Source organism: Blautia stercoris (assembly GCF_054657695.1).
In genome coordinates this window covers 1,039,227-1,051,956 of sequence record NZ_BAAHYF010000001.1, presented here as the reverse complement: position 1 = coordinate 1,051,956, position 12,730 = coordinate 1,039,227, and the positions used below count along the sequence as shown (strand labels likewise).

Annotated in this window: 10 protein-coding genes and 1 riboswitch; of the genes, 9 read left to right on the top strand and 1 reads right to left on the bottom strand. The window is 38.9% G+C overall.

From position 1 onward, the window contains the following. Window positions 1-86: 86 nt before the first annotated feature. The 9 genes from ACYQ2D_RS05130 (at window position 87) to ACYQ2D_RS05090 (ending at window position 11,165) form a co-directional block, all read left to right on the top strand. The gene (locus ACYQ2D_RS05130; RefSeq protein WP_022303268.1) at window positions 87-689 is read left to right on the top strand and encodes a cytidylate kinase-like family protein; all 603 of its coding nucleotides are present in this window, start codon (window positions 87-89) and stop codon (window positions 687-689) included. A gap of 653 nt (window positions 690-1,342) precedes the next feature. After that, window positions 1,343-2,215: a methionyl aminopeptidase gene (locus ACYQ2D_RS05125; protein ID WP_459784810.1), complete on the top strand. Its 873-nt coding sequence runs from the start codon at window positions 1,343-1,345 to the stop codon at window positions 2,213-2,215. 38 nt (window positions 2,216-2,253) lie between these two features. Then, on the top strand, window positions 2,254-3,456 hold the full coding sequence (locus tag ACYQ2D_RS05120; protein ID WP_118701488.1) for a class I SAM-dependent rRNA methyltransferase: 1,203 nt from the start codon (window positions 2,254-2,256) through the stop codon (window positions 3,454-3,456). Between the two features lie 42 nt (window positions 3,457-3,498). Further along, a riboswitch (ZMP/ZTP riboswitch) is annotated at window positions 3,499-3,577 on the top strand. A 109-nt stretch (window positions 3,578-3,686) separates the two neighbouring features. Next, window positions 3,687-4,400, top strand: coding sequence for an IMP cyclohydrolase (locus ACYQ2D_RS05115; RefSeq protein WP_117455476.1), 714 nt, complete (start codon window positions 3,687-3,689; stop codon window positions 4,398-4,400). Window positions 4,401-4,464: 64 nt separating this feature from the next. Beyond that, a complete protein-coding gene (locus ACYQ2D_RS05110; RefSeq protein ID WP_459784808.1) occupies window positions 4,465-5,643 on the top strand; it encodes a phosphoribosylaminoimidazolecarboxamide formyltransferase in 1,179 nt (392 codons plus the stop codon). A 184-nt stretch (window positions 5,644-5,827) separates the two neighbouring features. Continuing rightward, window positions 5,828-6,814: a diaminopimelate dehydrogenase gene (locus ACYQ2D_RS05105; RefSeq protein ID WP_022303273.1), complete on the top strand. Its 987-nt coding sequence runs from the start codon at window positions 5,828-5,830 to the stop codon at window positions 6,812-6,814. Window positions 6,815-6,838: 24 nt separating this feature from the next. Then, window positions 6,839-7,699, top strand: coding sequence for a YitT family protein (locus ACYQ2D_RS05100; RefSeq protein WP_459784806.1), 861 nt, complete (start codon window positions 6,839-6,841; stop codon window positions 7,697-7,699). A gap of 268 nt (window positions 7,700-7,967) precedes the next feature. Next, window positions 7,968-10,322 carry a C40 family peptidase gene (locus ACYQ2D_RS05095; protein ID WP_459784805.1) on the top strand — a complete coding sequence of 785 codons (2,355 nt, stop codon included), beginning with the start codon at window positions 7,968-7,970 and terminating at the stop codon, window positions 10,320-10,322. A gap of 78 nt (window positions 10,323-10,400) precedes the next feature. Beyond that, window positions 10,401-11,165, top strand: coding sequence for a sugar phosphate isomerase/epimerase family protein (locus ACYQ2D_RS05090; protein WP_022304542.1), 765 nt, complete (start codon window positions 10,401-10,403; stop codon window positions 11,163-11,165). A gap of 86 nt (window positions 11,166-11,251) precedes the next feature. Here the strand turns inward: ACYQ2D_RS05090 and ACYQ2D_RS05085 are convergent, their stop codons facing one another. After that, window positions 11,252-12,670: an amidophosphoribosyltransferase gene (locus ACYQ2D_RS05085; protein WP_117455486.1), complete on the bottom strand. Its 1,419-nt coding sequence runs from the start codon at window positions 12,668-12,670 to the stop codon at window positions 11,252-11,254. Between the last annotated feature and the right edge of the window lie 60 nt (window positions 12,671-12,730).

Sequence of the window (12,730 nt, the reverse complement as noted above, 5' to 3'; positions counted from 1 at the left end):
GCAAAAATCAAGAAATTGTTGTATAATAAAAGTAATAAAAAATGAAAGCACAGACAATAATGTGACAAATTGCGGGAGGTGTCTTTATGGGGAAAGTAATTACAATCGCAAGAGAATTTGGCAGTGGGGGAAGAATAATTGCACAAAGTCTGGCAGAACAGTTGAAGATTGGATTTTATGATAAAAATCTGATCACACTTGCTGCTGAGCGGAAAAATCTGCCGGAAGAGAGATTAGAGCGGGTCGATGAAAGAAGAGAAAATCCATGGCGCTATGATATGGAAGATGATATTGCCATACAGAGACAGTTTTATTATGAACCACTCAATGATGTATTATTTGAAGCCCAGAGTGAAATCATCAAAGAAAAAGCAGAAACAGAAGATTGTGTAATTGTAGGAAGATGTGCGGATTATCTGTTAAGAATCAAACCAGATTGCCGTTGTGTTTTTATTACGGCACCGTTGGAAAAACGAATCCGAACCATTTCTGCCCGCACCGGATTGGATGCAAAGGCAGCAAAGCAATTAATTAAAAAAGTAGACAAGCAGAGAAAATATTACTATGAAAATTATACGGACCGAAAGTGGGGAAAACATCATGGATATGACCTCTGTCTTGACAGCAGTCGATTGACGAAAGAGCAAATTCTTAAAATATTGACTACATTATATGAAACCATTGAGTAAGCTGTAGTTACAAAATTAAGTGCAAAAAAATTCTGAGAACACATAAATCAGAGAATGTATAAGAAATGTATAAGATAAGATTAGAAGCGAGGGTCAAAAGCCCTCGCTTTTTTTGAGAAAGTTTTTCATTTTCAGAAAAAATCAGCATGAAAAAGGACCATTCAAAGTTGACATTTCGAATGGTCCTTTTAATTACTATTATCCATTGGATTATACCTTCCTGATTTTTAAATTTTTTTGGGATAAAACGTTAAGTTTTCGGTGGTCCGTACCTCCTGTTCTTGAATTTTTAATAAATTTTAAGGTAAATCATTACGTTTTTGGTGGTCTGTACCTTCCTTTCATAAAAATATGAGGTATTACGTTATGTTCTTGGTGGTATCATTCCTTTCGGGTTTGTTTGTTTCGTTCTCTTTGTTTATGATGTTATTATATCAGGTAAAAATCAAAATGTCAACAACTAAATTGAAAATAATAAAAAAAATAACGACTAATTTTAAAATTGATAGAAAATATTGTAATTATCAGAAAATTATAAACAGTAATTTTTTGTCTCTGTATAGCAACTAACATCTGGCAGAATAAAGAAAAGAGTGCTATACTTCATACAGAAAAAACAGAATGAATCATAAGCAGAAAGGAATTAAAATAAAATGAATCAAATTGGAAGAAACGATGCATGTTGGTGTGGAAGTGGAAGAAAGTATAAAAAATGCCATGAGAATTTTGACCATAAACTCAATCTTCTTCATGGTCAGGGACATTTAGTACCTTCTCATAAATTAATTAAGACAGAAGCTCAGATTGCAGAAATTAGAAAGAGTGCGGAGATTAATGTAAAAATCTTAGATTATGTTGCAGAACATATTAAAGAGGGAATTTCCACTGCTGAAATTGACAAATGGGTATACGACATTACAACAAAAGAAGGAGCAATTCCAGCTCCGCTTGGATATGAAGGATTTCCAAAGAGTGTGTGTACTTCGATTAACAATCAGGTGTGTCATGGAATACCATCTGAAGATATTATTCTGGAAGAAGGCGATATCATCAATGTTGATGTGTCTACAATTTTAAATGGATATTATTCCGATTCTTCTCGTATGTTCTGTATCGGAGATGTCGGGGAAGAGAAAGCACGTCTGGTTCGTGTTGCAAAAGAGTGTGTGGAAAAAGGTCTTGAACAGGTAAAAGCGTGGGGCTTTTTAGGAGATATGAGTCAGGCAGTGCATGAACATGCAGTAAAAAATGGCTACAGTGTAGTAAGAGAAATTGGTGGACACGGAGTTGGTCTGGAATTTCATGAAGACCCATGGGTCGGTTATATTGGAGCAGCAGGAACCGGAATGGTAATGGCACCAGGACTGATGTTTACAATTGAGCCAATGGTTAATATGGGAACAGATGAAATTTTTGTGGATGAAAGAGATGGATGGACCATTTATACAGAAGATGATATGCCGTCTGCACAGTGGGAGATTATGGTTCTTGTAACGGAAAACGGACCGGAAGTCATTGCGTGGTAAGAAAAGAAAGCAGAAAGAGGAAAGGAAAAAAGTAAAATATGAGTATTGCAGTTGCAGTGTTGAAAAAAGGGGAAGGACGTGCATTAAAATCAGGCGGACCTTGGGTTTACGACAATGAAATCGCAAGTATTATGGGAAACTTTGAAAACGGAGATATTGTGATTGTACGTGATTTCGACGGCTATCCGCTTGGGAGAGGATTTATTAACACCAATTCAAAAATCCGGATCCGTATGATGACAAGAAATGAAAATCAGGAAATTGACCGTGAATTTTTAAAAATGAGAGTACGAGACGCGTGGGAATATCGAAAGAAAACGGTAGATATTTCAAGCTGTCGTGTGATTTTCGGGGAAGCAGATTTTCTGCCTGGGATGGTGATTGACAAGTTTTCAGATGTTCTTGTTGTACAGTCTTTAGCACTTGGAATTGATAAGTTAAAAATGATAATCATTGAAGAATTAAAATCAGCAATGGCAGAAGATGGGATTACAATCCGTGGTGTTTATGAGAGAAGCGATGCAAAAGTGCGGCTTCAGGAAGGAATGGAAAGAGTCAAGGGATTTATCGGTGAGCCATTTGATACGAAAGTACAGATTGTGGAAAATGGTGTAAAATATATTGTAGACATAGAAGATGGACAAAAAACAGGCTTTTTCTTAGACCAGAAATATAACCGTCTTGCCATTCAGAGATTATGTAAAGATGCGAAAGTTTTAGATTGCTTTACGCATACAGGCTCTTTTGCATTAAATGCGGGAATTGCCGGAGCAAAGAGTGTAACCGGAGTCGATGCCTCTCAGCTTGCAGTAGACCAGGCAACAGAAAACGCGGAGTTAAACGGACTCGAAAAGCGTGTAAAATTCATTTGCGAGGATGTCTTTGAGCTGCTTCCTAAGTTAGAAGCCGAAGGAGAAAAATATGACGTAGTAATTCTCGACCCTCCTGCATTTACAAAATCAAAAAATTCGATTAAAAACGCAGTGAAAGGTTATCGAGAGATTAATTTGCGAGGAATGAAACTGGTCAAAGACGGAGGTTATCTTGCAACTTGTTCTTGTTCTCATTTTATGTCGTATGAGTTGTTTACCCAGACAATCGGACAGGCAGCAAGAAATGTGCATAAACGTCTACGTCAGGTAGAATACCGCACACAGGCAGCAGACCATCCGATTTTATGGTCTGCAGATGAGTCGTATTACTTGAAATTCTATATTTTTCAGGTAATTGACGAAAAATAGAAAATAAAATATTGACAATCTTTTTTATCCATGCTATGTTGTAATTGCTTATATGACTGACGGAAGTGGAATCAACCACAGGGAGTATAAGCCGTTGAAGCCGACCGTCTGGGCATTGGATGTTCAGAAAGTGGGCTTTTTTTTCGTTATTATTATAGAAAATTTTGTTCTATGAAATGAAAGTCAACGGATCAATTAAAAATGTATGATGGGAAAAAGGAGAGACATTCATGAAAATGTTATCGCTGGAAACAGAATTAAAAGAAAATGCTTATCCTGGACGAGGAATTGTAATTGGAAAGTCCAAAGATGGTACAAAAGCAGTGACTGCTTATTTTATCATGGGAAGAAGTGAAAACAGCAGAAATCGTGTGTTTGTAGAAGATGGAGAGGGAATCCGTACACAGGCATTTGACCCGTCTAAATTAACTGACCCAAGCTTAATTATTTATGCGCCGGTTCGTGTACTGGGAAATAAAACAATTGTGACAAATGGTGACCAGACAGATACCATTTATGAAGGAATGGACAGACAGCTGACTTTTGAGCAGTCTTTAAGAAGCCGTGAATTTGAGCCGGATGGTCCAAATTATACCCCTCGTATTTCCGGAGTTATGCACATTGAAAATGGAAAATACAACTATGCAATGTCAATTTTAAAGAGCAATAATGGAAATCCGGATGCCTGCAACCGTTATACCTTTGCTTATGAAAATCCGGTAGCAGGAGAGGGACATTTTATTCATACTTATATGCATGATGGAAATCCACTTCCAAGTTTTGAGGGAGAACCAAAACTGGTAGAGATTCCAGATGACATTGACGCATTCACAAAAAATGTATGGGAAAGCCTCAATGGAGATAATAAAGTTTCTTTATTTGTACGTTTCATTGACCTTGAAACGGGAGACTATGAGACTAGAATTGTAAATAAAAATCAGTAATCTAAAAATGTTACGGCATTAGAGTATTTTTAAATCTGTTCTAACAATAAAGGAGAAAATGAGAATGAAAGAATTAGCATTAAAGTATGGATGTAACCCAAACCAGAAACCGTCCAGAATTTATATGGCAGACGGAAGTGAGCTTCCAATCGAAGTAATCAGCGGAAGACCTGGATATATCAACTTTCTGGATGCATTTAACGGTTTTCAGTTAGTAAGAGAATTAAAAAAAGCGACCGGACTTCCGGCGGCTACTTCTTTTAAACATGTATCGCCAGCCGGTGCTGCAGTGGGACTTCCGTTAAGTGAGACCCTTGCAAAAATTTACTGGGTAGATGATATGGGAGAGCTTTCTCCGCTTGCCTGCGCTTATGCAAGAGCAAGAGGTGCAGACAGAATGTCTTCCTTTGGTGATTTTATTGCACTCTCTGATGAATGTGATAAAGATACAGCGATGCTGATTAAACGAGAAGTTTCTGATGGTGTTATCGCACCGGGATTTTCCAAAGAGGCACTTGAAATTTTAGCGCAGAAGAAAAACGGAAACTATAATATCATTAAAATCGATGAAAATTATCAGCCGGCACCGTTAGAGCACAAACAGGTTTATGGTGTGACATTTGAACAGGGAAGACAGGAACTTCCAATTGATGATGAACTGCTTTCCAATATCGTGACAGAAAATAAAGCAATTCCGGAAAATGCAGTCAGAGACTTAAAGATTTCCCTGATTACATTAAAATATACACAGTCCAATTCCGTCTGCTTTGTAAAAGACGGACAGGCAATCGGTATCGGTGCAGGACAGCAGTCTCGTGTACACTGCACAAGACTGGCAGGACAGAAGGCAGATAACTGGTGGTTAAGACAGTGCCCGAAAGTCATGAATCTTCCATTTATTGATGGAATCCGTCGTGCAGACAGAGATAATGCCATTGATGTTTATATTGGAGAGGAATATATGGATGTTCTTGAAGATGGTGCATGGCAGAGAATCTTCAAGGAAAAACCGGAAGTCTTTACAAGAGAAGAGAAACGTGCATGGTTAGATAAACTGACCGATGTTACTCTTGGTTCTGATGCATTCTTCCCATTCTCGGATAATATTGAGCGTGCACATAAGAGTGGTGTAAAATATATTGCAGAACCAGGCGGTTCTGTAAGAGATGATGCAGTAATCGAATGTTGTAATAAATATGGTATGGCAATGGCATTTACAGGCATTCGTTTGTTCCATCACTAAAATTACGAAAATTATTTTTAAAAGAGGCGGCAGTGAGAGTTTTCTTACTGCTGCTTTTTGATGGTTTAAAAAAGTGAAATTTTAGTTGAAGAGAAAAATAGAATTTGCTATACTGTATACGACGTAACGGGATTGTGGTTGGACAGACCGCTGCGAAATAAATTTACAGGAGAGGTTTAATAAAATGAGTATAAGAATTGGTATCTTAGGTTATGGTAACCTTGGAAGAGGCGTAGAATGTGCAATCAAACAGAATGCAGACATGGAATTAAAAGCAGTATTTACCCGTCGTAATCCTGCAGATGTACATATTCTTACCGAGACAGCAAAAGTATATTCTGTAGATGAAGCAGTAAAAATGAAGGATGAAATCGATGTATTGATTCTCTGCGGAGGAAGTGCAACCGATTTACCGGTACAGACTCCAGAATATGCACAGTACTTTAACGTAGTTGACAGCTTTGATACACATGCAAAAATTCCGGAACATTTTGCAGAGGTAGATGCAGCAGCGAAAAAGAGCGGAAAAATCGGCTTAATTTCAGTAGGCTGGGACCCGGGAATGTTCTCTTTAAATCGTTTATATGCAAATGCAATTCTTCCGGAAGGAAATGACTATACATTCTGGGGCAAAGGTGTAAGCCAGGGTCATTCCGATGCGGTTCGTAGAATTGACGGTGTAATTGATGCAAGACAGTATACCATTCCGGTAGAGAAGGCATTAAACGCTGTAAGAAATGGTGAAAATCCGGTACTTGCAACAGGCGAAAAACATACAAGAGAAGTTTTTGTTGTGGCTGAAGAAGGTGCAGATAAAGATAGAATTACAAATGAAATCAAAACAATGCCGAACTATTTTGATGAATATGAAACAACGGTACATTTCATCAGCGCAGAAGAAATGAAAGCAAATCATGCAGGACTTCCTCATGGTGGCTTTGTAATCCGCAGTGGTCAGACAGGATGGGAAAAAGAACATCATCATGTCATCGAATACAGTTTAAAACTGGATTCTAATCCGGAATTTACATCTTCTGTTATTGTAGCTTATGCAAGAGCAGCTTACCGATTAAATCAGGAAGGACAGAGCGGATGCAAGACTGTATTTGATATTGCACCGGCATATTTGAGTACAAAAACACCAGAAGAACTTCGCAAACATATGCTTTAATAAGCAGATTGGGAGAGGATATCAGTGAATTTTGATTTAAAAACGGAAGTAAAACGAATGGGTCTGGGCTTAATCAGTGCACTGATTATGGCAGTGAATATTAAAACACTGGTAAGAGCAGGAGGGCTGTATCCAGGTGGCTTTAACGGAATTACCCTTTTGATACAGACAATCTGCGAACGATTTTTGAATCTGCAGATTCCATTTACAGCAGTCAGTCTGTCATTGAATGCAATTCCTGTTATTATTTGTTTTCGTGCAATTGGCAAGAAGTTTACAAGCACTTCAGCTCTGATCGTTATTGTAACCAGTGTGCTTACAGACTTAGTTCCTTATCATCCAATTACAGATGATATTCTGCTGATTTCTGTGTTTGGCGGTATTATTAATGGATTTGCAATCAGTTTGTGCCTGATTGGAGGCGCAAGTGCCGGAGGTACGGACTTTATTGGGATTTATTTTGCAGAAAAGAAAAATAAAGACGTATGGAATTTTATTTTACTTGGAAATGCCTGTGTGTTGACCATTGCCGGAGTTTTATTTGGCTGGGATAAGGCACTTTATTCCATTATTTTCCAATTTGCTTCTACGCAGATGATACACATACTTCATACTGCCTACAAGAAAGAAACTCTCTTTATTGTTACGGATCGTCCGGATGATGTTTATAAAGAAATTTATGAAGTGACAAACCATAGTGCAACAGAGTTTGCGGCAACAGGCTGTTATTCTAATAAACAGAGAAAGATGTTATATTCTGTTGTATCTTCCTCAGAGGCAAAAGTTTTAGTCAGTCGTGTGCAGAAAGCAGACCCGGAGGCATTTATTAATGTGATTAAAACGGACTTTCTGGAAGGACATTTTTATCAAAAAATTGACTATTAATCTGGTTAATTTGGTATGCGTATCAGGTGTGTCACAATTTGTTCCGTAAAAATTAAATAAAAGGACTATTACAAAAATGTGAATTTTTTGTGATAGTCCTTTGTTTTTTTACCATTTTGTGGTACAGTAATAAGTGGAGTAGAGCGATTAAAAATCGTGAAAAATAAACGAAAAGAGAAGTCGAAAGTTGTTTCGACGAGAATTAAGGCAGCTTATTGTAAGACAGAGGGAAAATACAGAGAGTATTACAAGCAGCAGGAGGAACTAAATGAAAATAAAAGAAGTAAAAAAACTGCTGGCAATCGCTGTGAGTGTTTCTATGCTTACACCGTCAGGTGTATTTGCATCAGAAGTTTCCAGTACAGAGGCAGCAGTAACGGCTGAACAGACAACAGGGGAAACGAGTGTGACAGAGCCGGAGCAGTCATCAGGAGAGGTTTCTGAACCGGAACAGCCGTCTGAACCGGAACAGCCATCTGAGCCGGACCAGCCGTCGAATCCAGACAAACCAGAAAATCCGGATCAGCCGTCAAACCCAGATAAACCAGAAAATCCGGACCAGCCGTCAAACCCGGATAAACCAGAAAATCCGGATCAGCCGTCGAACCCGGATAAACCAGAAAATCCAGACCAGCCGTCAAATCCGGACACTCCGGAAAATCCAGATAAACCAGCCCAGGGTATGACTCCGGAGCAATATGAGGCATCAACCGGATATAAACTTCCGGATGGTTATGCTTACGTGCTGGATGCAAATGGATATGTCATTATCGAAAATGGTGCACCAAAGCTTGCGAAAAAAGCAGAAGATAATACAAAAAAAGACGATAACAATAATCAGAATAATAACAATAACAATAGTAATAGCAATAACAATAGCAATAACAATAGTAATAACAATAGCAATAGCAATTCTTCTAATGATAACAGCAGTGATACCAAGAAAGATACGGAGAAAAAAGAAGATACAACCGCAGCAAACAGTGGAAGTGGTTCAAATTCCCAGTTAATTGCAAATCAGCAGATTTATTCTTCTCTGCCTACAATGGTGGATGATTTCCGTTTCTGGACAGTTGCAAAGAAATATGCCTTTGCAAAAGAAGAACTGTCAATCGTAGAAGAAATGAAGGATGGAGCAAAAGAAGTAGGTAAACTGTCAAAAGATGGTGTCTGCTATATTCTTCAGGAAGAAAACGATGGATGGCTTTTTGTAGAGTCAGGTGATGTACGTGGTTTTGTAAAAACAGAGCAGGTGATTTTAGGCGATGAAGCAGACCAGATTGTACAGAAACTGACGGAAGAGGCAAAAAAAGAAGCAAAAGAACAGAAAAAGACATACAAAGGAATTGCAAAACTGTTGACAGAAGCAACACCGAGCGTTCCGGAATCCGAAAATGGAGCATTTTTCCATACTCGTTCTACGGTAAAACAGACCGTTGTGGATAAAGTGTATGCACTTTGTAATGCAGATTTTGTAACAATTCATGAAGATAAAAATACGGAGAGTCGTGCTGTCGGAACGTTAAACAAAGACAATATCTGTTATATTTTAGCAGACGAAAATGCGGAGTTTGTTTATGTGGAATCCGGAGATGTCAGAGGATTTGTAGAAAATAAATTCCTTGATACGGACAAGAAAGAAAAGGAAAAAGCAGAAAAAAGTTTGTTAACACAGGCAACAGCCGCAGCTTCTGCTCTTAAGAATACAAAAGAGGTCATCAGTCTGTTCCCTACAACAAAAACGGCTGCTGACCAGAATGATGATATTGATAACATTATCAGTAATAAAATTTCTGCAACCGGAGAAGACCAGTTTGTGACCGCACAGGAAGTCGTAAAACCGGCAGAAAATGCAGCCTGCTATTATACTTTGACTTCTGTAAAATCTGGTGTTCCAAACGGGGAACTGAGAACTTCGATTGTTCAGTTTGCAAGTCAGTTTATTGGAAATCCTTACGTATGGGGTGGAACAAGCTTAACAAACGGTGCAGACTGTTCTGGATTTGTACAGAGCATTTATGCTCAGTATGGTTATACACTGCCGCGAGTTGCAGAAGATCAGGCTCAGTATGGTACAAAGATTCCAGTAGAAGAAGCGCAGCCGGGTGACTTGATTTTCTATGCAAGAAATGGTTATATCTACCATGTTGTTATGTACGCAGGAAATGGAGAAACCGTTGAAGCACAGAGTTCAAGAACTGGTATTGTTCATGGAACGGTCAATACGAACAATGCAGTATGGGCTGTTCGTATTCTCGAAGACACTCCGTCTACAGTAAGTGGAATTTATGGAAGTGATATTTCTGAAGTAAATGCAACACTTCTGCAGTATGGTCAGTCTCTTGGTACATTTAAAATTACACATTATTGTGGTGGTTCCTGCTGTAATGATGAATGGGCAGGTGTAACTGCGACAGGCGCTCCGTTAGTAGAGGGAGATACCATTGCAGTTGACCCGACTGTCATTCCTTATGGAACAAAAGTCATTATCAATGGTCATATCTTTACAGCAACAGACTGTGGTGGAGCAATCAAAGGAAATCGTATCGATGTATTTGTAAATGACCATAATCGTGCAAATCAGCTTGGCGTTTACTATACTGATGTGTATGTTTTAAAATAAAAATTACATAAAAATGATAAAATTCGCCACCTGCATAGGTGGCGAATTGATTTGTAAAAAGAGGAAGGAGCGTATCGTATGATTTATACAAGTCATTTATTAGAAGATACGCAGATGCAGGAAGTGGTTCGTGAATGTGCGACTGGTATAGAGAGTATTGAATTTTCAATTGCTGAAAATCTGGATCGTTTGGAAGAAAAAATCAGCAGTTATCGAGAACGACTCTGGAGAATGGGATGGCCGCATTTGTCCCTTCACGGTCCGTTTCTGGATTTGAATCCGATGACGTATGATTCTTTGATTTTAGAGGCGACAAAAAAACGCTATGAGCAGGTCTACGAAGCAGGAAGACGTCTGGAAGCAGAAAAAATTGTTTTTCATACCTGCCATTTACCGGATGCCTATCTGTTGATTGGCTGGGCAGAGCGTGTGGCAGATTTTTTTAAACGGTTTTTAGATGGGAAAGATGGAATCATGATTGTAATGGAAAACGTATTTGACCGGATTCCGGAACCGATGGTGGAAGTTGTAGAACGGGTAGACCGTCCGGATTTCAGACTCTGTCTGGATATTGGACATGCACATTGTTATTCGGATATTTCTGTCCTGGACTGGGCAAAAAGCTTTGGCAGTTACGTCAGTCATGTCCATGTTCATGACAATATGGGTGACAGAGACAGTCATATTGCACTTGGAGAAGGAACAATTCCTTATGAAGAAGTGCTGGGATTATTAAAACAGAATAATCCACAGATGGATTGTACGATTGAGTGTAGTAGTCTTGAAAAGGTAAAGAAATCTTATGCCTGTCTGAAACAGTTAAAAGAAAATGGTATCTTATGAAAAATAAAAAAGGGCACATTCTGGCGAAAACCAGGATGTGCCCTTTGTAAATATGACTGCGGCTTGGCTGATTTGTACTGTCAGGCTTATCCTTGATGGTTAAAACAGTAGGTGCACATTTTGCATGGACTTAAGCCGATAGAGGCAGTCAGGTCATCTAAACGATGATAGTGCAGAGTTGTGAAGTTTAACTGTTTTCCGATTTCCTCTAACATTTCTTTGTAGTTTGTAGAGTCTGGATCGGCATAATCAGCAAGTACTTTATCTGAAACGTTGTCTCCTTCACGCTTTGCGATGATACGGCGGGTAATTAGATCCATCTCAGATTTGGAACGTGAGAAGTTTAAGTACGGACAACCGAATAAAAGCGGAGGACAAGCCGGACGGATATGTACTTCTTTTGCACCGCTGTTATATAAAAATTCTGTAGTCTCACGAAGCTGTGTTCCGCGGACAATGGAGTCGTCAATTAAGAGCAGACTCTTATTTTTGATTAAGGCTTCGACAGGAATTAATTTCATACGTGCAATCAGATTTCTCTGGCTCTGATGTGTTGGCATGAAAGAACGAGGCCAGGTTGGTGTATACTTAATAAATGGACGAGAAAATGGAATTCCAGACTCATTTGCATAACCGATTGCATGTGCAGTACCGGAATCCGGTACACCGGCAACTAAATCAGGTTTTACATGGTCTCTTCCGGCATCATGCTGAGCCAGTTTTTTACCACATTCATATCGCATTTCTTCGACATTGATTCCTTCATAAGTAGAAGTTGGATAACCGTAATAAACCCAGAGAAAAGAACAGATTTTCATTTCATTTCCAGGTTTTACAAGAGTTTCACAACCCTCAGCAGTCAGAAAAGCAATTTCTCCAGGACCGAGTTCGCGTTCGGTTTCGTATCCAAGATTTAAGTAAGCAAAACTTTCAAATGATGCACAGTAAGCATCTGATTTTTTACCGATAATAATCGGAGTACGACCAAGTCTGTCTCGGGCTGCAAAAATTCCTTTTGGAGTTAATACGAAAAGAGTCATAGAACCATCTATCATTTCCTGGGCATATTGAATTCCCTCTACGATAGACGATTTCTGGTTGATAAGAGAAGCAACCATTTCAGTCGGATTGATACTTCCGCCGCTCATCTCAAGAAAATGTGTGCATCCGTTTTTGAAAGAAATATTGACAAGTTCCTCCATATTGTTAATTTTTCCTACCGTTGTGATGGCGAAACTTCCCAGATGTGACTGTACAAGAAGAGGTTGCGGTTCTGTGTCGGAAATACATCCGATTCCAAGCCGGCCTTCAAGTTCATCTAAATCTCCATCAAATTTGGTACGAAACGGTGTGTTCTCAATATTGTGAATTGAACGCGCAAAGCCGTTTTCACCATACACTGCCATACCACCTCTGCGTGTTCCAAGATGAGAGTGATAGTCAGTTCCGAAAAATAAGTCCAGTGTACAACTGGATTTAGAAGCTACTCCAAAGATTCCACCCATTGTTTTTCTCCTTTTTCTTCAGAATTCTTTTTATAGTACGTGGAATATTATATACTCTTT

Bases quoted from the DNA above. Each gene is read 5' to 3' on its own strand.
- ACYQ2D_RS05130 (WP_022303268.1), top strand. From the start codon at position 87: ATGGGGAAAGTAATTACAATCGCAAGAGAATTTGGCAGTGGGGGAAGA.
- ACYQ2D_RS05125 (WP_459784810.1), top strand. From the start codon at position 1,343: ATGAATCAAATTGGAAGAAACGATGCATGTTGGTGTGGAAGTGGAAGA.
- ACYQ2D_RS05120 (WP_118701488.1), top strand. From the start codon at position 2,254: ATGAGTATTGCAGTTGCAGTGTTGAAAAAAGGGGAAGGACGTGCATTA.
- ACYQ2D_RS05115 (WP_117455476.1), top strand. From the start codon at position 3,687: ATGAAAATGTTATCGCTGGAAACAGAATTAAAAGAAAATGCTTATCCT.
- ACYQ2D_RS05110 (WP_459784808.1), top strand. From the start codon at position 4,465: ATGAAAGAATTAGCATTAAAGTATGGATGTAACCCAAACCAGAAACCG.
- ACYQ2D_RS05105 (WP_022303273.1), top strand. From the start codon at position 5,828: ATGAGTATAAGAATTGGTATCTTAGGTTATGGTAACCTTGGAAGAGGC.
- ACYQ2D_RS05095 (WP_459784805.1), top strand. From the start codon at position 7,968: ATGAAAATAAAAGAAGTAAAAAAACTGCTGGCAATCGCTGTGAGTGTT.
- ACYQ2D_RS05090 (WP_022304542.1), top strand. From the start codon at position 10,401: ATGATTTATACAAGTCATTTATTAGAAGATACGCAGATGCAGGAAGTG.
- ACYQ2D_RS05085 (WP_117455486.1), bottom strand. From the start codon at position 12,670: ATGGGTGGAATCTTTGGAGTAGCTTCTAAATCCAGTTGTACACTGGAC.